Origin of the sequence: Pseudomonas sp. S09G 359, assembly GCF_002843605.1 — a bacterium.
Classification (GTDB): domain Bacteria; phylum Pseudomonadota; class Gammaproteobacteria; order Pseudomonadales; family Pseudomonadaceae; genus Aquipseudomonas.
In genome coordinates this window covers 4,788,958-4,809,532 of the sequence record NZ_CP025263.1, presented here as the reverse complement: position 1 = coordinate 4,809,532, position 20,575 = coordinate 4,788,958, and the positions used below count along the sequence as shown (strand labels likewise).

Annotated in this window: 24 protein-coding genes; 12 read left to right on the top strand and 12 right to left on the bottom strand. The window is 61.3% G+C overall.

What is annotated here, in order from left to right; all coding sequences use genetic code 11:
• Positions 1-52: 52 nt before the first annotated feature.
• The 4 genes from folE to CXQ82_RS21900 all read right to left on the bottom strand — a co-directional run bounded on the left by folE (position 53) and on the right by CXQ82_RS21900 (position 2,363).
• Positions 53-598: a GTP cyclohydrolase I FolE gene (folE, locus tag CXQ82_RS21915; RefSeq protein WP_003442011.1), complete on the bottom strand. Its 546-nt coding sequence runs from the start codon at positions 596-598 to the stop codon at positions 53-55.
• A gap of 78 nt (positions 599-676) precedes the next feature.
• Positions 677-1,234: a Smr/MutS family protein gene (locus tag CXQ82_RS21910; protein ID WP_101272262.1), complete on the bottom strand. Its 558-nt coding sequence runs from the start codon at positions 1,232-1,234 to the stop codon at positions 677-679.
• A 75-nt stretch (positions 1,235-1,309) separates the two neighbouring features.
• Complete coding sequence (locus tag CXQ82_RS21905) at positions 1,310-1,630, bottom strand: hypothetical protein (protein ID WP_101272261.1); 321 nt, start codon at positions 1,628-1,630, stop codon at positions 1,310-1,312.
• 142 nt (positions 1,631-1,772) lie between these two features.
• Complete coding sequence (locus CXQ82_RS21900; protein ID WP_101272260.1) at positions 1,773-2,363, bottom strand: cysteine hydrolase family protein; 591 nt, start codon at positions 2,361-2,363, stop codon at positions 1,773-1,775.
• A gap of 240 nt (positions 2,364-2,603) precedes the next feature.
• On the opposite strand from CXQ82_RS21900, the gene prmB reads away from it, so the two are divergent.
• Positions 2,604-3,512: a 50S ribosomal protein L3 N(5)-glutamine methyltransferase gene (prmB, locus tag CXQ82_RS21895; RefSeq protein ID WP_101272259.1), complete on the top strand. Its 909-nt coding sequence runs from the start codon at positions 2,604-2,606 to the stop codon at positions 3,510-3,512.
• Between the two features lie 61 nt (positions 3,513-3,573).
• Here the strand turns inward: prmB and CXQ82_RS21890 are convergent, their stop codons facing one another.
• Together CXQ82_RS21890 and CXQ82_RS21885 are read right to left on the bottom strand one after the other, a co-directional pair.
• A complete protein-coding gene (locus CXQ82_RS21890; protein WP_101272258.1) occupies positions 3,574-4,380 on the bottom strand; it encodes a hypothetical protein in 807 nt (268 codons plus the stop codon).
• A gap of 99 nt (positions 4,381-4,479) precedes the next feature.
• A complete protein-coding gene (locus CXQ82_RS21885) occupies positions 4,480-5,442 on the bottom strand; it encodes an alpha/beta hydrolase (protein WP_101272257.1) in 963 nt (320 codons plus the stop codon).
• A 143-nt stretch (positions 5,443-5,585) separates the two neighbouring features.
• Between CXQ82_RS21885 and aroC the strand changes: the two genes are divergently transcribed.
• The 4 genes from aroC to CXQ82_RS21865 all read left to right on the top strand — a co-directional run bounded on the left by aroC (position 5,586) and on the right by CXQ82_RS21865 (position 9,006).
• Positions 5,586-6,677 carry a chorismate synthase gene (aroC, locus tag CXQ82_RS21880; protein ID WP_101272256.1) on the top strand — a complete coding sequence of 364 codons (1,092 nt, stop codon included), beginning with the start codon at positions 5,586-5,588 and terminating at the stop codon, positions 6,675-6,677.
• A gap of 157 nt (positions 6,678-6,834) precedes the next feature.
• A complete protein-coding gene (locus CXQ82_RS21875) occupies positions 6,835-7,998 on the top strand; it encodes an MFS transporter (protein WP_164444986.1) in 1,164 nt (387 codons plus the stop codon).
• The gene (locus tag CXQ82_RS21870) at positions 7,995-8,525 is read left to right on the top strand and encodes an acireductone dioxygenase (protein ID WP_101272255.1); all 531 of its coding nucleotides are present in this window, start codon (positions 7,995-7,997) and stop codon (positions 8,523-8,525) included. Before CXQ82_RS21875 ends, CXQ82_RS21870 begins: the two co-directional genes overlap by 4 nt.
• A gap of 211 nt (positions 8,526-8,736) precedes the next feature.
• Positions 8,737-9,006 (top strand): response regulator transcription factor, encoded by a 270-nt coding sequence (locus CXQ82_RS21865; RefSeq protein WP_101272254.1) that lies wholly within the window; start codon positions 8,737-8,739, stop codon positions 9,004-9,006.
• Between the two features lie 60 nt (positions 9,007-9,066).
• Here CXQ82_RS21865 and CXQ82_RS21860 read toward each other — a convergent pair whose 3' ends face one another.
• Both CXQ82_RS21860 and CXQ82_RS31330 read right to left on the bottom strand, forming a co-directional pair.
• Positions 9,067-9,345: a DUF3509 domain-containing protein gene (locus CXQ82_RS21860; RefSeq protein WP_003172952.1), complete on the bottom strand. Its 279-nt coding sequence runs from the start codon at positions 9,343-9,345 to the stop codon at positions 9,067-9,069.
• A gap of 149 nt (positions 9,346-9,494) precedes the next feature.
• Entirely contained in the window at positions 9,495-9,740 is a 246-nt protein-coding gene (locus CXQ82_RS31330) for a hypothetical protein (protein WP_157832188.1), read from the bottom strand.
• Between CXQ82_RS31330 and CXQ82_RS21855 the strand changes: the two genes are divergently transcribed.
• The 5 genes from CXQ82_RS21855 to CXQ82_RS21835 all read left to right on the top strand — a co-directional run bounded on the left by CXQ82_RS21855 (position 9,739) and on the right by CXQ82_RS21835 (position 15,440).
• Positions 9,739-11,565 (top strand): long-chain-acyl-CoA synthetase, encoded by a 1,827-nt coding sequence (locus CXQ82_RS21855; RefSeq protein ID WP_101272253.1) that lies wholly within the window; start codon positions 9,739-9,741, stop codon positions 11,563-11,565. The genes CXQ82_RS31330 and CXQ82_RS21855 overlap by 2 nt on opposite strands.
• Positions 11,566-11,661: 96 nt before the next feature.
• Complete coding sequence (locus CXQ82_RS21850; protein ID WP_101272252.1) at positions 11,662-12,177, top strand: ankyrin repeat domain-containing protein; 516 nt, start codon at positions 11,662-11,664, stop codon at positions 12,175-12,177.
• Positions 12,178-12,218: 41 nt separating this feature from the next.
• On the top strand, positions 12,219-12,749 hold the full coding sequence (locus tag CXQ82_RS21845) for a hypothetical protein (RefSeq protein WP_101272251.1): 531 nt from the start codon (positions 12,219-12,221) through the stop codon (positions 12,747-12,749).
• A 67-nt stretch (positions 12,750-12,816) separates the two neighbouring features.
• Positions 12,817-13,008 carry a PLDc N-terminal domain-containing protein gene (locus CXQ82_RS21840; RefSeq protein WP_003192770.1) on the top strand — a complete coding sequence of 64 codons (192 nt, stop codon included), beginning with the start codon at positions 12,817-12,819 and terminating at the stop codon, positions 13,006-13,008.
• Between the two features lie 344 nt (positions 13,009-13,352).
• On the top strand, positions 13,353-15,440 hold the full coding sequence (locus tag CXQ82_RS21835; protein ID WP_101272250.1) for an LTA synthase family protein: 2,088 nt from the start codon (positions 13,353-13,355) through the stop codon (positions 15,438-15,440).
• A gap of 53 nt (positions 15,441-15,493) precedes the next feature.
• Here CXQ82_RS21835 and CXQ82_RS21830 read toward each other — a convergent pair whose 3' ends face one another.
• Entirely contained in the window at positions 15,494-15,646 is a 153-nt protein-coding gene (locus CXQ82_RS21830) for a DUF3309 family protein (RefSeq protein WP_015885095.1), read from the bottom strand.
• Between the two features lie 330 nt (positions 15,647-15,976).
• Here CXQ82_RS21830 and CXQ82_RS21825 point away from each other — a divergent pair, with 330 nt between their 5' ends.
• On the top strand, positions 15,977-16,792 hold the full coding sequence (locus CXQ82_RS21825; RefSeq protein WP_101272249.1) for an SDR family oxidoreductase: 816 nt from the start codon (positions 15,977-15,979) through the stop codon (positions 16,790-16,792).
• 128 nt (positions 16,793-16,920) lie between these two features.
• The gene (gene csrA / locus CXQ82_RS21820; RefSeq protein ID WP_101272248.1) at positions 16,921-17,124 is read left to right on the top strand and encodes a carbon storage regulator CsrA; all 204 of its coding nucleotides are present in this window, start codon (positions 16,921-16,923) and stop codon (positions 17,122-17,124) included.
• 9 nt (positions 17,125-17,133) lie between these two features.
• On the opposite strand, the gene CXQ82_RS21815 is transcribed toward csrA, so the two are convergent.
• From CXQ82_RS21815 to ngg, 3 genes are all read right to left on the bottom strand, one after another.
• Positions 17,134-17,361, bottom strand: a complete 228-nt coding sequence (locus CXQ82_RS21815) for a YheU family protein (protein ID WP_003192759.1) — start codon at positions 17,359-17,361, stop codon at positions 17,134-17,136.
• Between the two features lie 59 nt (positions 17,362-17,420).
• Positions 17,421-18,605, bottom strand: coding sequence for an osmoprotectant NAGGN system M42 family peptidase (locus tag CXQ82_RS21810; protein ID WP_101272247.1), 1,185 nt, complete (start codon positions 18,603-18,605; stop codon positions 17,421-17,423).
• A 219-nt stretch (positions 18,606-18,824) separates the two neighbouring features.
• Entirely contained in the window at positions 18,825-20,573 is a 1,749-nt protein-coding gene (gene ngg / locus CXQ82_RS21805) for an N-acetylglutaminylglutamine synthetase (protein WP_101272246.1), read from the bottom strand.
• Positions 20,574-20,575 lie beyond the last annotated feature (2 nt).

Sequence of the window (20,575 nt, the reverse complement as noted above, 5' to 3'; positions counted from 1 at the left end):
TGTGGGCGAAAAAAAACCGGCGATGAACGCCGGCTTTTTCCTACGCAACCTGTTACTTGATCAGGCTGAGAAACTCGCTGCGGGTGGCCGCGTTTTCGCGGAACTCACCCAGCATCACCGAAGTGATCATCGACGAATTCTGTTTCTCCACACCGCGCATCATCATGCACATGTGCTTGGCCTCGATCACCACGGCCACGCCCAGGGCGCCGGTCACTTGCATCACGGCATCGGCGATCTGGCGGCTGAGGTTTTCCTGGATCTGCAGGCGACGGGCGTACATGTCGACAATCCGCGCGACCTTCGACAGGCCCAGCACTTTGCCGCTCGGGATGTAGGCAACGTGCGCCTTGCCGATAAACGGCAGCAGGTGGTGTTCGCACAGCGAGTACAACTCGATGTCCTTGACCAGCACCATTTCGCTGTTGTCGGAGCTGAACAAGGCACCGTTGGTGACTTCTTCGAGTGTCTGTTCATAGCCGCGGCAAAGGTACTGCATCGCCTTGGCGGCACGCTTTGGCGTGTCGAGCAGGCCCTCGCGGGAGACGTCCTCGCCGAGTTGGCCGAGGATCGCGGTGTAATTCTGTTCCAGGGACATGAAACTACCTGTGGGATTTTCGCAAAGCGCAAGGTTACGGTGGCCGACACATCGCTGCAAGCCTGACGATGGCACTTGTTACTCGTCGCGCCCTTCCATCATCGTGCGCTTGAGCATCACATACACCGCCCCCGCGCCGCCGTGGCGGGCCTGGCACGAGGTAAAGCCGAGTACCTGGGCGTGCTGGCGCAGCCAGGTGTTGACGTGACTCTTGATCATCGGCCGCTTGCCGTCCAGGCGCACGGCCTTGCCGTGGGTGACGCGCACGCAGCGGATTTCGAATTTGGTGGCTTCGGCGAGGAACGCCCAGAGGGTTTCCCGGGCTTTTTCCACGGTCATGCCGTGCAGGTCGAGGCTGCCTTCGACCGGGATCTGTCCAACCTTGAGCTTGCGCATCTGGCTTTCCTGCACGCCGTCGCGGGCCCACATCAGCTCGTCTTCGGGGCCGACATCGATCACGAACTGGTCCGACAGGCCGTCCACGGTCGTGGCGTCAGTGCGCACGGTCGCAGCCTGGCGCAGTTTGGCGATCTGCGCCCGGTCAGCCTTGGGTTTGCCGGTGTCGGCGCGGTCGTGCTTGATCGGCTTGACGCCGCGCAGCTCGTTTTTGAATAGGGAAAAATCGTCGTCTTGCATGTCAGCCTCCGCGAAGGGCGGGCAGTTTACCTAAATCGCGGCGGCCAGGGCGCAGGAAACGCTATCCAAGCGCCATCAGTCGTGCTTTTTCATCAAGTGTGAAGCGATATTCAGCGACAGCGGCTGGCGCATCTTCCTACGGCTACGGCGCCACAACCACACGCCCAACCACAGCACCAACAGGCCGATCGCCAGCAGGAGCGCCGAGCCGCCGGGGCTGGCATTCAGCTCGCCAAGGGCCGGTGAGTGACCAAACAAACCAGCGCCACCAGCGCCGGTAAGCAACAAACCTACAATCGCCAGCAGCGCGCCAATCAGCGCCACCAGACGCAGACGCCAGTTGCTCGGGCCCTTGGGGCGCAAGCGACGAGCATCAAAACCATCGGATATCTTCATTCCGACCTTTCCTCCAGGGTATCGGCCCTTCGACCGGAAGATACACAGGTTGTTCCGGGGGGAGGGGTAAATGCGCCAAATGAAAGGGCTTTGCGGATGAGCGGGGCAATAAACATTGCCGCGCCGCTCATCAGAAGGTCGATCAGATCAGATCTTTGGTCAACGCCAGGGTGGCGAAGTTGTCAGCCATGATGGCCATTTCGGTCTGTTGCACGTGCTCGGCACTCAGGATGCCGCCCTTGTAAGGCAGGTCGCGGGTGGCGCAGGCGTCTTCGACGAGGGTGCAGCGAAAGCCCAGGTTCTTGGCCGCACGCACGGTGGTGCTGACGCTGGAGTGGCTCATGAAGCCGCAGACGATCAGGTCCAGGGAGCCCAGGTCCTGCAGGTGTTTTTCCAGGCCGGTACCGTGGAAGGCGCTGGGCAGCAGCTTGCCGATGATGGTTTCGTCGCCGGCAGGTTCCAGGCCGGGGATAAATTCACCGCGCTCGCCCTGCGGGTCAAACAGGCCGCCGACGGTGCCCAGGTGGCGCACATGCACGATCGGGCGCCCGGCATTGCGAGCCGCTGTCACCAACTGCTTGATGTTGTCGACCGCCGCGTCCATGCCCGAAAGGGCAAGCGGGCCGCTGAGGTATTCTTTCTGGGCGTCGATGATCACGAGGGTCGCATGGCCAAGGTTGGCTGCTGCGTAACCGCGACCGCTGAGTTGAAACATCGTCTTTGGAACGGACATTCTGGGGCTCCTGTGAGGGGGGCTTTTGTCACATTGTCCACTGGCTGAGCGGTTCTGTGAATCGCTACCATCGTAAGGTACGCCGTTGTTGACGTGCAGCCATGTCAAGTGGCCGGCTTGTTTAGCCGAATGATGGCAATTTGGATGAAATCCGACGTATGGCGGGGCTATTTCGTACATCGTCGGTACAGGCTAAGGCTGTTAGAATCGCCAGTCGTTTTTTCCAGGAGTCTGCCCCCCGTGATTACTTCCCGCCTGCGCACCTTGCGCGACCACATCCGTTGGGCTGTCAGCCGTTTCCATGGGGAAGACCTGTTTTTTGGCCATGGCACCGACAACGCCTGGGACGAAGCCCGGCAATTGGTGCTCGGCGCCTTGCACCTGCCGTGGGAAATCAATGACAGCTACCTGGACTGCAACCTGGAAGAGGAAGAGATTTCCCACGTGCAGCGTTTGCTGCATCGCCGTATCCATGAGCGTGTGCCCACCGCCTACCTGTTGAAGGAAGCGTGGTTCTGCGGCATGTCGTTTATCGTCGACGAGCGCGTGCTGATCCCGCGTTCACCGATTGGCGAGCTGATCGAAAACCGCTTCGAACCCTGGCTGGCCCAGCCACCGGCGCGCATCCTCGATTTGTGCACGGGCTCCGGTTGCATCGGTATTGCTTGCGCCTACGAGTTCCAGGACGCTGAAGTGGTGCTGGGTGACTTGTCCTTCGAAGCGTTGGAAGTGGCCAACCAGAATATCGAGCGCCATGGCGTCGACGAGCGCGTGTACACCGTGCAGGGTGACGGCTTCGACGGCCTGCCGGGCCAGCGCTTCGACCTGATCGTTTCGAACCCGCCGTATGTGGATGCCGAAGACTTCGCCGACATGCCCGACGAATACCAACATGAGCCGGAGCTGGGCCTGGCCTGTGGCGACGATGGCTTGAACCTGGTAAGGCGGATGCTGGCAGAGGCCGCAGACCACCTGACCGAGAAGGGCTTGCTGATTGTCGAAGTGGGCAACAGCCAGGTGCACGTCGAGGCGCTGTACCCGGAAGTGGACTTCGCCTGGCTGGAGTTCCAGCGCGGTGGGCATGGGGTGTTCATGTTGACGGCTGAGCAGTGCCGCGAGCATCAGGCAGTGTTTGCCGCGAGGGTTTAAAACATTATCAATGTGGGAGGGGGCAAGCCAGCTCCCACATTTTTGACTGCATTTCAGCCTGCTAGCGGTGCGTGGCAATCCAGATCAACAACCCCGCCTGAAACACGGTAAACGCTACCAAACAGGTGATGGTAAAGCGCAACCCGCTGTCCTCGCGCTTGAACTTGGTGACTTTTTCCTCTTCCTTGCGCAGCTTCACTTCCTGCTCCGCCAGATTGTGCTCGGCCTGTTGCAGCATCTGCGCGGCTTCGAGTATTTCCACGAACTGGACTTTCTCGGTGTTCCAGCTGTCCAGCACGTTGCTGACCTTGCCCGGCTGCACGTTGCCCTTAAGGTGCTGCACATCGGCATAGGCCACATCAAAACCCTGGATGCGCAGGAAGTGGTCGCGGCGCAGGCGCGTGGCTTCGTTAAGCGCATCCTTGTTGGCCAGGTCCACGCCGTCGACGCGATAGTGCGACCACTTCTTCTTGGCCCACGCGGCGCCTTGGGCCACCAGGAAGCGGCCGATGCCACGGTTGGCGGGTTCGATTTCCAGGCTGTTGCCCGGGCCGAAGTGCACGCGGTGGGTGTCGTGATCGACCCAGATATCCAGGTGGTTCTGCTCGCGGCGCACACGTTGGCCCGGCAGTTGTATCACCATGCGCAGCAGGCTGTGGTGCTTGTCATTGCGCTCGGCGTAACCGAACTGCACGAACCGCAACGGCCGCACGCCCGTGGCACGGTCGGTGGCCAGGGGGGCCAGGCGCAGCATCTTGAAATGCTCGGCCTGAACATCCGCCCACGGCAGGGACGCCGCGTCGACGGCCTCGGTATTTTCAGCCGGGGTGTCGGCAGTAGGTTCCGGTATTGCTTCAGTGGTTGTCATGCGGCGCGATCCTGTCCAAGCCCAGCAAGCCGACAGTCTTTTTGCTGTCGACTCTGGGCTTATCGGCCGTTATCCGTAGGACTAGAGGCAAATTGTCGCTTAACGGAGTTGAAGTCCGTCGATAAAGCGCACGATGCGCTGGCCCAGCTCGGCGGCGAGGGGCAATTGCGGGTCATTGTAGGAGGCCAGTTGCTGCTTCACGTCATTGGGCACGATACGCATCACGTGGTTCATGCCTTCAATCAGCACAAGCTGCGCGTCGGGCTTGGCCTGCTTGAGTTGTCGGGCGTCGCCCACGCCGACCTGGATGTCGTTGCTGCCCTGGATGATCAGCGCCGGCATCGTCAGTTTGGCGAACGCCGCTGACGGATCGGCGCGAAACAGGCTGATCAGATAAGGCTGCACGCTGGGTCGGAAAATACCCTGCAGCGGGCCAGGCACATCGGTATCCACCTGGCCGGCCTTGAGGTGATCGAGGATTTCATTGCTGCGTAGCAGCAGGGCAGGGGGCAAGTGGTCAGCCAGTTGCTGGCGGATCACCTGGTCCACCGGGCGCGCGCTGCCGGACAGCGAAACCACCCCGGCCGGGTCGAGCTGCGGTGCGGCCAGGGCGGCGACCAGTGCACCTTCGCTATGGCCCAGCACAATCAGCGGGCCCAGGCGTTTATCGGCCTTGAGCAGCTTGCCCCAGGCCACGGCGTCGGCCACGTAGGCGTCAAGGCTCAGGTTGCGTTCGTCGGGCGTGGCGGCCAGGCTGGCGGCGACGCCGCGCTTGTCATAGCGCACGCTGGCGATGTTGTGCCGGGCCAGCACCCAGGCCAGGCGCTTGAGGCTGTCATTGCGCGCGCCGTCGGCGCTGTTGCCGTTGCGGTCGGTGGGGCCGGAGCCGGCGATGATCAGCACCACCGGCACCGGTTGGTCGGACTGTGGCAGCAGCAGCGAGCCAAATAGCTCGCCGCTGCCGGTGTCCAGGCTGATGGGCCGTTGCAGCACGACAGGGGAGGCGGCCTGGGCCATGGCGGTAAACAGGGTGAGGGTAAACAGCAAAACTCGCAGCATCATCGCGCCATTATCGGGAAGGTGCCGGTTGGACCAATGCCCACCGGTAAGGTTTCGATGATGATCTAGTCGAATAGCCTGCGTATACTGGCCGCCTTAAGTTATTACGGTTGACTTGATTCAACTGATTTCACGGAGCGCCCTGCATGTCCGGCAATACCTTCGGCAAGCTGTTCACTGTCACCACCGCGGGCGAAAGCCATGGCCCGGCGTTGGTCGCCATTGTCGACGGCTGCCCGCCCGGCCTCGAGCTGTCCCTGGAAGACCTGCAGCGTGACCTCGACCGTCGCAAGCCCGGCACCAGCCGCCACACCACCCAGCGCCAGGAGCCCGACGAAGTCGAGATCCTCTCCGGCGTGTTCGAAGGCCGCACCACCGGTTGCGGCATCGGCCTGCTGATTCGCAACACCGACCAGAAGTCCAAGGACTACTCGGCGATCAAGGACCTGTTCCGCCCGGCCCATGCCGACTACACCTACCACCACAAATACGGCGAACGTGACTACCGTGGTGGCGGCCGCAGCTCGGCCCGCGAAACCGCCATGCGCGTTGCCGCCGGCGCCATCGCCAAGAAATACCTGGCGACCCAGGGCATCGTGATCCGTGGCTACATGAGCCAGCTGGGCCCGATTGAAATCCCGTTCAAGACCTGGGACAGCGTGGACGACAACGCGTTCTTCAGCCCCGACCCGGACAAGGTGCCGGAGCTGGAAGCCTATATGGACCAGTTGCGCCGCGACCAGGATTCGGTCGGCGCCAAGATCACCGTGGTCGCCGAAGGCGTCAAGCCAGGCCTGGGCGAGCCGATCTTCGACCGCCTGGACGCCGAGTTGGCCCATGCGCTGATGAGCATCAACGCGGTGAAAGGCGTGGAAATCGGCGCCGGCTTCGCCTGCGTGTCCCAGCGCGGCACCGAGCATCGTGATGAAATGACGCCTGAAGGCTTCCTCAGCAACAACGCCGGCGGCATCCTCGGCGGTATTTCCTCCGGCCAGCCGATCGTGGCGCACCTGGCACTCAAGGCCACCTCGAGCATCACCACCCCGGGCCGTTCGATCGATGTGCACGGCAATCCAGTGGACGTGATCACCAAAGGCCGCCACGACCCGTGCGTGGGCATCCGCGCCACACCGATTGCCGAGGCAATGATGGCCATCGTGTTGATGGACCACCTGCTGCGCAACCGTGGGCAAAACGCTGACGTGCAGGTAAGCACCCCGGTTCTGGGCCAGCTGTGACAGCGTGTTATGACAAGCAAGCTTGCTATGGTGAGCAAGCTTGTTATGGCAAGCAAGCTTGCTATGGTGAGAGAGCTTGTTATGGCAAGTGTGCTTGTTGTGGCGAGCGGGCTTGCCCGCGTTGGGCCGCGAAGCGGCCCCCAGCATGACCCCCGGCATAACCCCCACCCTCCCATACTGGCGCCTCTCCAGCTTCTACCTCTTCTACTTCGCCCTGCTCGGCGCAACCGCCCCATTCCTGGCGCTGTACTTCGACCACCTGGGGTTCTCCAGCGCACGCATCGGCGAGCTGGTGGCCATCCCCATGCTGATGCGCTGCGTCGCGCCGAACCTGTGGGGCTGGCTGGGCGACTACACCGGCCGGCGCCTGGCCATCGTGCGCTTCGGCGCGGTGTGCACCCTGGCGAGTTTTTCGCTGATCTTCATCAGCCACACCTACGCCTGGCTGGCGCTGGTGATGGCCCTGCATGCGTTCTTTTGGCACGCGGTGCTGCCGCAATTTGAAGTGATCACCCTGGCGCACCTGCAAAAACAGACCTCGCGCTACAGCCAGATCCGCCTGTGGGGTTCCATCGGTTTTATTCTCACTGTGGTGATCATGGGCCGCCTGTTCGACTGGCTGAGCCTGGATATTTACCCGGTGGTCGTCGTGGTCATCATGGCCGGCATCATCGGCGCCAGCCTGTGGGTCCCGAATGCGCAGCCGGTCAGCCACGGCAATCGCCTGGCCGGTGACGGCTTTCTCAAGCAATTGCGCAGCCCCGGGGTGCTGGCGTTTTATGCCTGCGTGGCGCTGATGCAAATGAGCCATGGCCCGTATTACACCTTCCTGACCCTGCACCTCGAGCACCTCGGTTACAGCCGTGGCGTGATCGGCCTGCTGTGGGCCTTGGGGGTGGTGGCGGAAGTGTTGATGTTCCTGGGCATGAGCCGCATCCTCACGCGGTTTTCAGTACGCCGGGTGCTGCTGGCCAGCTTCCTGCTGGCGGCGCTGCGGTGGTTGTTGCTGGGGTCGTTCGCCGAGTTTTTCTGGGTGCTGTTGCTGGCGCAGGTGATGCACGCCGCGACCTTCGGCAGTTTTCATGCGGCGGCCATCGCCTTTGTGCAGCGCAGTTTCGGCGCTAAACAACAAGGCCAGGGCCAGGCGCTGTATGCCGCGTTGGCCGGCACCGGCGGCGCGTTGGGCGCGCTGTATTCCGGCTATAGCTGGAACCTGTTGGGGCCGACCTTCACCTTTAGTATTGCCAGCGTCGCGGCGCTGGCCGCAGCCGTTATCATCGGTCTTCGATTGCACGAGCAGAACCAAGGAATCCCTCAATGAGTTACGTCGCCGTCTACCCCGTCGCTTCACCGGACACGCCGAACAAGGTCCTGACCCATCTCGACGACATTGCCGCAACCCTCGCAGAACATGGCGTGCGGTTCGAGCGCTGGTTGCCCGCGCCGATTGAGCAGGGCGCCAGCGATGCGCAACTGATCGCCGCCTACCAGGCGCAGATCGATGCCCTTGGCTACGCCCGTGTGGAGGTGCTCAGCGTCACGGGCGACGCGGTGCAGAAAGACGAATTGCGCGCCCAGTTCCTCGATGAGCGCCGCTACAGCGAAGACGACGCGCGTTTCTTCATCGCCGGCCAAGGTCTGTTCACGCTGCACATCGGCGACTACGTGTATGCGGTTCGCTGTGAGAAAAACGACCTGCTGGTGGTTCCGGCGGGTATGGCGCATTGGTTTGATATGGGCGAGAACCCGCATTTTGTGGCGCTGCGGCTATTCAATACCGCTCAAGGCTGGGTGCCTGAACTGACGGGTGATGAGATCGCCCGGCGTTTTCCTGGGTTGGACGATTAATCACTGCATATTGGAAACTTCAAGCCCTACAAGTTGGAAGTTGTTGTGGGAATAACCCCAAACTTCTGTAGGGCAAGGCTGTTTATCGCGGGGGCTGCTCCTTAATACCAGTCGTTATGTAACTCTCTTGCTAATCGACGTTTATGTCACCTGTCAATAGGAGAAATCCGAATGGTGATAGGGCGTTAGTCAATACAAGGGAGAGAAATTAATGAGAGGCCCGAAGGAATGTTGTGCAACGTCGTATTCCTTACCCAACACTGTCAGACGGCGCCTTAGCCTGTCCGGAAAGCCCTTGACCCCCACGGAGTTGGAGATACTGCGATGGGCCTCTGAGGGCAAGACGGTCTGGGAGATCAGCCAGATACGTGCCACTTCCGAAGCCACGGTGAAATTTCACTTGCGCAATATCTACGGCAAGCTGGACGTCAACAACCGTGTGCAGGCGATGAACGAAGCAGCCCGCTTGGGACTGTGCTGAGAGCCCACAAAAAAGGGCCGCGACGCCCAATGGCGTCGCGGCCCTTTTTTTAACGGTTGCTTATGCCGAATGGTAGGTCGGCAGGGCAAAGCGGTTCTGGCTTTGCAGCATCGAAATCTGCGGCAGCTCACTGGCTTGTTCCGCCAGGTCACGGCGAATGGCGCTGATCACCCACGTCAGTTGATCGGCGGTGTGTAACTGTTGGTACGAGATCGAACGCTTGACCTGCTTGCCTTCGCTGTTGCGCAGGGTCAACAGGATACCGCCGTCCGGGCGTGGCTGGGTGGTGACGTCGTAGTTGGAGAATACTGAAGCGAATTTATCTTGGATCAGGCTCATGTCTATCAGCTCCGTTGGCTCAAGTTGGCAAGCATGGAGTGATAGGTGCAGTGATTGTGCCAGCTAGCGTATTTATAAAATATCGTTATAAATCAGCAAGTTATAAATTTTAGGATTTTTCGATTTCGTGCAATTTGCATGAGTGGCCATCATGCATCCTGCATTTTGCGCTGTTCGGCCGGGCGGCGATGCTGTGCTGCTATAGCTAAAGACTGCCGCCGCTTGGCTAAATTCCTTTTTTCCGTGGACGCCCATCGGGATACAAAACTTTTCAAATCCCGCGTGTACAGCCGAAGAAGGGCTGACGTATTTTCCTGGCATGCACTCGGCTTGCCCTCGATGGGAATACCGGTGTTTGGATCATACGAAGAATAAGAAAAAGGACGTTCCGCCATGAGCCATCCGCAAAATGACATGATCACCTGGAGCATGATGCTGCGTAAGGTGCCCGCCATTGTTCGCGCGTTGCCGCGGGTGGTCCGCGGCATGCGTGCCGCGAATGTTACCGACCCCGAGCAATCCTGCGGCCTGGGCTGGCACTTTGAGCAAGCCACGCTGCGCAACCCGGATGGCGCCGCGCTGCTCTACGCTGACCAGGTCATCAGCTACCGCGAAGCCAACAGGCGCGCCAACCGCCTGGCGCATCACCTGCAGGCTGAAGGCATCGGCAAGGGCGACGTGGTGGCGCTGTTTATCGAAAACCGTCCCGAACTGCTACTGAGCGTGCTGGCCGTGGCCAAGCTGGGTGGTATCTGCACGATGCTCAATACCGCGCAGACGCAAAGTGCCCTGGTGCATAGCCTGAACCTGGTCAACCCAGTGGCGATTGTGGTGGGCGCGGAGTTGGTCGCCGCTTACGACGCCGTACGCGACCAGGTGCAGATCCCTGCGCAGCGCACCTGGTTTGTCGCCGACCAGCAGGCCGGGGCGACGCCTGCGGGCTATATCGACGTGCTGGCCGCCAGTGCCGAATGCCCCGAGGCCAACCCCACCAGCACGGCGCACATCTACTTCAACGACCCGTGCTTCTATATCTACACCTCCGGTACCACCGGCTTGCCCAAGGCCGGCATCATGAAACACGGGCGCTGGACCAAAACCGCCGTGAGTTTCGGCAGTATCGCCCTGGACATGGGCCCGGATGACGTCGTGTATTGCACCTTGCCGCTGTACCACGCCACTGGCCTGTGCGTGTGCTGGGGCTCGGCGATTGTGGGGGCGTCGGGTTTCGCCATTCGCCGCAAGTTCAGCGCCAGCCAGTTCTGGGATGATGCGCGCAAATTCAAGGCGACCACCCTCGGTTATGTCGGTGAGCTGTGCCGTTACCTGCTCGACCAGCCTGCCGCCGACAACGACCGTGATAACCGCGTGACCAAGATGGTCGGCAACGGCCTGCGCCCTGGCGTGTGGGCGCAGTTCAAGGCGCGTTACGGCGTGGAGCATATTTGCGAGTTGTACGCGGCCAGTGATGGCAACATCGGTTTTACCAACGTATTGAATTTCGACAACACCATTGGCTTCTGCCTGCAGCATTGGGCACTGGTGGACTACGCCCACGGCAGCGGCGAGCCGGTCCGCGGCGCCGATGGCTTTATGCGTAAGGTGCAAACCGGCGGGCAGGGCCTGTTGCTGGCCAGGATCGATGAGAAGTCGCCCTTTGACGGCTACACCGACCCGGAAAAGAACCGCAAGGTGATCCTCACCGACGTGTTTGAAAAGGGTGACCGCTACTTCAATACCGGTGATCTGTTGCGCAGCATCGGCTTTGGCCATGCGCAATTCGTCGATCGGCTGGGCGACACCTATCGCTGGAAGGGTGAAAACGTTTCCACCACCGAGGTCGAGAATGTGCTGTTGCAACACCCGCAGATCGCCGAAGTGGTGGCCTATGGTGTCGAGATTGAAAACACCAATGGCCGCGCAGGCATGGTGGCCATCACCCCGAGTGAGTCCCTGGCGTCCCTGGACATGCGCGAGTTGCTGCAATTTGCCCACGGCCAGTTGCCGCACTATGCGGTGCCACTGTTCCTGCGGGTCAAGGTGAAGATGGAAACTACCGGCACCTTCAAATACCAGAAGGTGCGGCTCAAGGAAGAGGCGTTCGACCCGGACAAGGCCGGCAATGATCCGGTGTACGCCTGGCTGCCGGGGTCGGACTGCTACGTTCCGGTGACCGGGCAGTTGCTGGCGCAGATCCAGGGTGGCCAGTTCCGCTATTGATTCTGCCTATAAGGGCTTTTGGCAAAAAAACCATGACAGGTGGGAACTCCCTCGCGACACTGGCGCCTATTCAGTACGCGATTTAAGGAGCCCCACATGTCAGACCAGCCTAAACAAATGACCGAAGACGAAGCCGCCGAGTTTGCCGAACAGGTCTTCGACGTGGCCCGCCGTGGCGACGCGGCGATGCTCGCGGCGCTGCTGGCCAAGGGCTTGCCAGCCAACTTGCGCAATCACAACGGCGATACCTTGCTGATGCTGGCGGCCTACCACGGCCATGCCGAGGCGGTAAAAGTGCTGTTGGAGTTCAAGGCCGACCCGCTGATCGCCAATGACAAGAACCAACTGCCGATTGCCGGCGCGGCCTTCAAGGGCAACCTGCCCGTGGTCAAGGCATTGATCGAAGGTGGCACGCCCGTGGAGGCGGCATCGTCCGACGGCCGTACCGCACTGATGCTGGCAGCCATGTTCAACCGCGTGGAAATGCTCGACTACCTGCTCGGCCAAGGCGCCAACCCCAAGGCCACCGATGCCCAGGGTGCAACCGCGCTGGCAGCCGCGCAAACCATGGGCGCAGCGGATACGGCGGCGCAGTTGCAGAAACTGGTGTAGGCTTTGCGCCCTCAAAAACCAGCCCGCTACAGGATTACCCCATGAAAACCGCCCTCGTCGAACTCATCAGCAAAATCAGCGCCGGGGTCATGGGCGAGGACGAGGTGGCGCGCATCGCCGAAGAAGCCGCCCAAGCCTACGCCGACCCGGTAGCGTTTCTGGCGGCCAACCCGGATATCAACTACGACGACACCTTCCCGATCCCGCTGGGGGAGTGGGTAGTAGTCGGCAGCCTGCCGGAGACGGTGCTGTTCCAGGCCGATACCTATGGTGACCTGTTCGCGCAGATCGTTGCCTCGTTCGGCCCGGGCGTGGCCTTCAACCTCAAGCCCAAGCAACTGGCCAAGACCGAAGACCTCACCGCACTCAACCGCATCCAGATCCAGATGAGCGCCCTCAGCCCGGAAGACGGTGGCTATGTGCTGCTTAACTTCAGCCAACTGCTGGATGACGAGATCCAGGCCGTGCTGGTCTACGGCAACGACCTGCCGCGCGTGCTGGAACTGTGCGCCGAAGTCGGCATCAAGGCCGAGCCGTCGCTGGAAGCGCTGAAGGTCGCGGTTCACGTGTGAAATAAAGCGGAACCCCTGGCAGGGCTGACTATCCTACAAGTGCATGCCCTCACTTAGGAGCGACACCATGGGTTCCACCTTTAATAGCTTGATCGGGCTGATCATCCTCGCGCTGGACATCTGGGCGATCATCAATGTGTTCAAAAGCGGCGCCAGCACGGGCGCCAAAGTGTTGTGGATCCTGTTGATCCTGTTGCTGCCGGTGCTGGGCCTGATCATCTGGGCGATTGCCGGGCCGCGCGGTAACGTGCGGATCTGATCCTGCCGCTCACTCCATCTCGAGTGAGCACGGAACATGTGGGAGGGGGCTTGCCCCCGATGGCGGTGTATCAGCCACTCATCTGGCACTGAAAAACCGCTATCGGGGGCAAGCCCCCTCCCACATTTGGTTTCAGCGTGTCTGGCAGATTTGTGTATCGAAATATTCGCTGCACACAATTTTCACATCCCATCCAAGACAATTTGCCGGCTATATCTGCCTGCCATTAAAGGCGGTGCAGCAGTGCTCGTTCAGTAATTAATAGCCTTGCTGTGACTGATCGGGCACCATTCGCGCCACTGCGATTTTTCGTCACTTAAACTTCCAATGGGTCCTGAAACGACATGGCAAACCCGGACGCCCTGAGTCAGCAGCGAGCTTCTAATCGCCTGCTGCAACCGACCGTCAAATCCCATCTGGCGTACACGCTGCTCTGCGCACTGGTCATGATGGTGATGTTCTCCCTGCTGCGCCTGGCGCTGCTGGTGTACAACCGCGAGATGATCCTCGACACGCCGGCCTCGACCTTCCTCGAAGCGTTCGCCAACGGCCTGCGTCTCGATATCCGCCTGGTGGTGTACCTGATCATTCCGTTGCTGCTGGCGCTGTTCAGCGTCCGGGCCATGGCGGCGCGTGGGCTGTTCCGGCTCTGGCTGACGGTTGCGTCGAGCATTGCGCTGTTCCTTGGCCTGATGGAGATGGACTTCTACCGCGAGTTCCACCAGCGCCTCAACGGCCTGGTGTTCCAGTACGTGAAGGAAGACCCGAAAACCGTGATGAGCATGCTCTGGTACGGTTTCCCAGTGGTGCGCTACCTGCTGGCCTGGGCCGTGGGCACGCTGATCCTGAGCATCGCGTTCAAAGGCGCAGACCGCGCCACTCGCCCGCGCGGCCCATTCAGCGGTGGCAGCGTCGGCACGCGCCAGGTTGCGCCGTGGTACAGCCGCATCGCGGTGTTCGTGGTCTGCCTGTTGATCGCCGTGGTTGCCGCCCGTGGCACCCTGCGCCAAGGCCCGCCGCTGCGTTGGGGCGATGTGTACACCACCGACTCGAACTTCGCCAACCAGTTGGGCCTCAATGGCACCTTGTCGTTGATTGGCGCAGCCAAGGCGCGGTTTGGTGAAGACCGTTCCAATATCTGGAAGGCGACCCTCGACCAACCGCTGGCCACCCAGACCGTGCGTGACATGCTGGTGCTGCCGCAAGAGAAGCTGGTGGATACCGACATCGCCGCCGTGCGCCGTGACTACACACCACCGGCCGAGAAGACCCTGCCGATCAAGAACGTGGTCGTGATCCTGATGGAAAGCTTCGCCGGTCACTCGGTAGGCGCATTGGGCCGCCCGGGCAACATCACGCCAGCCTTCGACAAATTGTCCAAGGAAGGCCTGCTGTTCGACCGTTTCTTCTCCAACGGTACCCACACCCACCAGGGTATGTTTGCCACTATGGCTTGCTTCCCGAACCTGCCAGGCTTCGAATACCTGATGCAGACCCCGGAAGGCAGCCACAAGCTGTCCGGCTTGCCGCAGTTGCTCAGCGCCCGTGACTTTAACGACGTGTATGTCTACAACGGCGACTTCGCCTGGGACAACCAGTCGGGCTTCTTCAGCAACCAGGGCATGACCAACTTCATCGGGCGTAACGACTTCGTCGACCCGGTGTTCTCCGACCCGACGTGGGGCGTGTCCGACCAGGACATGTTCAACCGTGGCCTGGAAGAGTTGAAAGCCCGTGAAGGCGGCAAGCCGTTCTACGCACTGCTGCAAACCCTGTCCAACCACACGCCGTATGCGTTGCCGACGCCATTGCCGGTCGAGAAAGTCACCGACCGTGGCAGCCTCAACGAGCATTTGACGGCCATGCGCTACTCCGACTGGGCCCTGGGCCAGTTCTTTGAAAAGGCCCGTAAAGAGCCGTACTTCAAGGAAACCCTGTTCGTGATCGTGGGCGACCACGGCTTCGGCAACGAACAGCAGATCACCGAGATGGACCTGGGCCGCTTCAACGTGCCGATGCTGATGATCGCACCGGGCATGCAGGAGAAATTCGGCGAGCGTGACCACACCGTGGGCACTCAGATCGACATCGTGCCGACCATTATGGGCCGCCTCGGTGGCGACACCCTGCACCAGTGCTGGGGTCGCGACCTGCTGAACCTGCCGGAAGGCGACAAGGGCTTTGGCGTGATCAAGCCGTCGGGCAGCGACCAGACCGTTGCACTGGTTACCGCTGACCGCATCCTGGTACTGCCTAAGGAAATGCCACCGAAGCTGTGGGAATACGAACTGGGCGCCAACCCGACCGGTAAAGTGATTCCTGAGTCCCCGGACGAGGCGGCGTTGAAGCAGAAACTCGAGTCGTTCCTGCAAACCGCGACCAAGAGCCTGTTGGATAACACCGCCGGTGTAGTTAACGGTAAGCCGGACTAACTAACCGCGCATAAAAAAAGAGGCCATCAAGGCCTCTTTTTTTTGCGCCGGTTTTATATCCGACCGAGCAACAACAGCACCAGCAGTACCACCAGGACAACACCGAGGATACCCGACGGGCCATAACCCCAGTTGCGGGAGTGCGGGAACACTGGCAGACCACCGACCAGCAGCAGGATCAGGATGATAATTAGAATGAGGCTCATGGGTTTATTTCCTTATAGGCCTTGTGCAAGGACTGAAGATTTAACGTTAGCACCGCTGATTTAATTGCCGGCGCCTTAAAAACTCCGACTGCGCTGAGTTGTGAAAAATTCAGTATTTTTTTAAAGCATTTTGCGAACTCGCTTATTTCTTTTAATGCGTTCGCAAAACCACGTTGTTAGTTGAAAAATATTGAACTTAGTCTATGCGCCAGCCTCCGACCCGGCCTGTGGTTTGCCTGGGGCATTCATCACTCTGATGGTGCGTGGGTGTGGGAAAAACCTTCGCTACACTGCCGATCACTTCTTCTGTGAACCACAAGGCTACTACCTATGCAAAATCGCATGATGATCACTGGCGCCGGGTCCGGCCTGGGTCGTGAAATCGCTCTGCGCTGGGCCCGTGAGGGCTGGCAGTTGGCCTTGTCGGACGTCAGCGAGCCGGGCTTGCAGGAAACCCTGAAGCTCGTACGCGAAGCCGGCGGCGAGGGCTTTACCCAGCGCTGCGACGTACGCGACTACAGCCAGCTCACGGCGTTTGCCCAGGCCTGCGAGGTGAAACTGGGCGGCATCGATGTGATCGTCAACAATGCCGGTGTGGCCTCGGGCGGGTTCTTCGCCGAGCTGTCCCTGGAGGATTGGGACTGGCAGATCGCAATCAACCTGATGGGCGTGGTCAAGGGCTGCAAGGCGTTCCTGCCGCTGCTGGAGCAGAGCAAGGGCCGTATCATCAACATCGCCTCCATGGCGGCGCTGATGCAGGGGCCGGCCATGAGCAACTACAACGTGGCCAAGGCGGGCGTGGTGGCGCTGTCGGAGAGTTTGCTGGTGGAGCTCAAGCAGCAGGAAGTCGGGGTGCATGTGGTGTGCCCATCTTTCTTCCAGACCAACTTGCTGGACTCGTTCCGTGGGCCGACTCCGGCGATGAAGGCGCAGGTGGGCAAGTTGCTCGAGAGCTCGCCGATTTCGGCGGCTGACATCGCCGATTACATCTATCAGCAGGTGGCGGAAGGTGAGTTCATGATCCTGCCCCATGAGCAAGGGCGGATGGCGTGGGCCTTGAAGCAGAAAAACCCACAGTTGCTGTATGACGAGATGACAAGCATGGCGGACAAGATGCGCGCCAAGGCACAGGCAGCTAAGGGCTGATTGGGTAGTTGTCCGTAAGGCAAATTACCTTCGCGCGTAGGTACTGCCTGATTTTAATGCAGGGCATTGATGGCTGTACCGCCAGCGCGCATGGTCGGGGTCCTGTCATTGCACAAAGGACAACCGCCATGCTGGTCTTAAGCCGCGCTGTAGGCGAAATCATCTCGATTGGCGATGACATCGCCGTGCATATCCTCGAAGTGAACGGCACCCAGGTGAAATTTGGCGTGGTAGCGCCGGCCGGGGTGCATGTACACCGTGCCGAGGTCTACCAGAAAATCCTCCAACGCCAGGGCGCCGCCACCCATCCGGTGGTCGTGCCCAACCCCTGAGCTACACGGTCAGTCGAACAGATGCTTGGGCACGTCGTGCTTGAGCATCAACTGGCACTGCTCGCTTTCGGGGTCGAATACGATGAGTGCCTGGCCTTTGGTCAGCGCCTGGCGTACACGCAGCACGCGGGTTTCCAGGGGCGTGTCGTCGCCGTTGTCGGTGCCGTCGCGGGTTACGAAGTCTTCGATGAGGCGGGTCAGGGTGTCGACTTCAAGTGCGTCGTAGGGAATCAGCATACAAGCCTCAAGTAGAGAATCCCGGCGATGCTACTGCGCCGGGAGCTCAGTTGCCAGTATCAGGTTTTGTTGCCTACCAGGCTGTCCACCGAGGGCACGCGTGTGTCGCTCTCCATCTGCGTTTCATGTTCGATCTGATGACTGAACCGATCCAGTGAACCCTGGGCCGGTTGTGCATCGCTGGCGAACACCGGCGGGCTGAGGATGTAGGCGCCCAACAGGCGGCTCAGCGCGGCCAGGCTGTCGATATGGGTGCGCTCGTAGCCGTGGGTTGCATCGCAACCAAACGCCAGCAGGGCAGTGCGGATGTCATGGCCGGCGGTCACGGCCGAGTGGGCGTCGCTGAAGTAATAACGGAACAGGTCGCGGCGCACCGGCAGTTCGTTATCCGCCGCCAGGCGCAGCAGGTGCCGCGACAGGTGATAGTCATAGGGCCCGCCGGAATCCTGCATCGCCACGCTGACCGCGTGTTCGCTGGAATGCTGGCCGGGCGCGACCGGGGCGATGTCGATGCCGACAAATTCACTCACATCCCAGGGTAGCGCGGCCGCAGCACCGCTGCCGGTTTCCTCGGTGATGGTGAACAGCGGGTGGCAGTCGATCAGCAAGGGTTCGCCACTGTCGACGATGGCCTTGAGCGCCGCCAGCAGGGCAGCGACGCCGGCCTTGTCATCCAGGTGGCGCGCGCTGATATGCCCGCTCTCGGTGAACTCGGGCAGCGGGTCGAAGGCCACGTAGTCGCCGATGCCGATCCCCAGGGAATCGCAGTCGGCACGGGTGGCGCAGTACGCGTCCAGGCGCAGTTCCACATGGTCCCAGCTCACCGGCATTTCATCCACGGCGGTGTTGAACGCATGCCCGGAGGCCATCAACGGCAACACGCTGCCACGGATCACGCCATTGTCGGTAAACAGGCTGACGCGGCTGCCTTCGGCAAAACGGCTCGACCAGCAGCCCACCGGCGCCAGGCTCAGGCGGCCGTTGTCCTTGATCGCACGCACGGCGGCGCCGATGGTATCGAGGTGCGCGGACACCGCGCGGTCGGGGCTGTTTTTCTGGCCCTTGAGGGTGGCGCGGATGGTGCCACGCCGGGTCATTTCAAATGGGATGCCGAGTTCTTCCAGGCGCTCGGCGACATAGCGCACGATGGTGTCGGTAAAGCCCGTGGGGCTGGGAATGGCGAGCATTTCCAGCAGTACTTTTTGCAGGTAGTTGAGGTCCGGTTCGGGGATGGTTCGGCTCATAAAGACTCCTGGTAAATGGTGCGCGCTCCTGCGGCGAGCGGGCTTATGTGGCTAGAACGCTTGGCTTATGTGGCGAGCGGGCTTGCCCGCGTTGGGCTGCGAAGCAGCCCTTATCCAGGCGCCGCGTTCGTTCAGCCAGAACGCATTGGCAGGTTTTGGGGCCGCTTCGCAGCCCAACGCGGGCAAGCCCGCTCGCCACACACGCTCGGTGGCCACAGCTTATTGGGCGGTCGGCTGACTGTGGGGAAACAGCAAATCCACAAATTTCTCGGCGGTCGGTTGCGGTTCGTGGTTGGCCAGGCCGGCCCGTTCATTGGCTTCGATAAATACGTATTCGGGTTGATCGGCGGCGGGCACCATCAGGTCCAGGCCGACCATGGGGATGTCGAGGGCGCGGGCTGCGCGGACGGCGGCGTCCACCAGCGTGGGGTGCAGGATTGCAGTGACGTCTTCCAGGCAACCGCCGGTGTGCAGGTTGGCAGTGCGGCGCACCGCCAGGGTCTGGCCACGCGGCAGGATGCTGTTGTAGTCGTAGCCGGCGGCGGCCAAGGTGCGCTCGGTTTCGGCGTCGACGGGGATTTTGCTCTCGCCGTCGGTAGCTGCCTGGCGGCGCCGGCTCTGGGCGTCGATCAAAGCGCGGATCGAGTGGTGGCCGTCGCCGGTCACCTCGGCGGGGCGGCGAATCGCAGCGGCGACCACCTCGAAACCGATCACCAGGATGCGCAGGTCCAGGCCCTCGTGGAAGCTTTCCAGCAGCACGCGGCTGTCGAACTGCCGCGCGGCTTCGATGGCCTGTTGCACTTCTTCGATGCCCTGCAAATCCACCGCCACGCCTTGGCCCTGTTCGCCATCCAGCGGCTTGACGACGATGCGCTGGTGCTCGTCGAGGAATTCCAGGTTGTCGTCGGCGCTGCCGGCTAATTGCTGCGCCGGCAGTTTCAAGCCGGCGGCTTTCAACACCTTGTGGGTCAGGCTTTTGTCCTGGCACAGGGTCATGCTGATCGCGCTGGTCAGGTCGCTCAATGACTCGCGGCAACGCACGCGGCGCCCGCCATGGCTGAGGGTGAACAGGCCGGCATCGGCGTCATCCACCTGCACATCAATACCGCGCCGGTGCGCCTCTTCGACAATGATCCGCGCATACGGGTTGAACCCCGCCTGCGGCCCGGGGCCGAGGAACAGCGGCTGGTTGATGCCGTTCTTGCGCTTGATCGCAAAAGTGGTCAGCGCACGGAAACCAAGCTTGGCGTAGAGGTTCTTGGCCTGGCGGTTATCGTGCAGCACCGACAGGTCGAGGTAGCTCAGGCCACGGCTCATGAAGTGTTCCACCAAGTGGCGCACCAGCACTTCGCCCACGCCGGGGCGGGTGCATTGCGGGTCGACGGCCAGGCACCACAGGCTGCAACCGTTTTCCGGGTCGTGGAAGGCTTTCTGATGGTTGAGGCCCATCACGCTGCCGATCACCGCGCCGCTGTCTTCATCCTCGGCCAGCCAGTACACCGGGCCGCCCTGATGGCGCGGCGTGAGGCGTTCGGCGTCGACTGGCAACATGCCGCGCCCCTGGTACAGCTGATTGACCGCCAGCCAGTCGGCCTCGGTCTGCACCCGGCGAATACGAAAACCGCGAAACACGCGGGTGGCCGGGCGGTAGTCGGTGAACCACAGGCGCAGGGTGTCGGATGGGTCCAGAAACAGCTGCTGCGGGTCGATCCCGAGAATCTGCTGGGGCGCGGCCACGTACAGTGCAATATCGCGTTCGCCAGGCTGCTCGTTGAGCAGCTCCAGGGCCAGGCTGGCCGGGTCGGGGAAGGTATGCCCGATCAACAAGCGGCCCCAGCCGCAGTGCACGGCAATCGGTTCAGCATTCTGCGGGCTGCCATCTTCGGCCAGTCGGGCTTGCAGGCGCTCGTAGGACGGCGCCTGGCCCTTGAGCAAGCGTTGGTTGTAAGCCGCTGCATGGGGTTTCATCA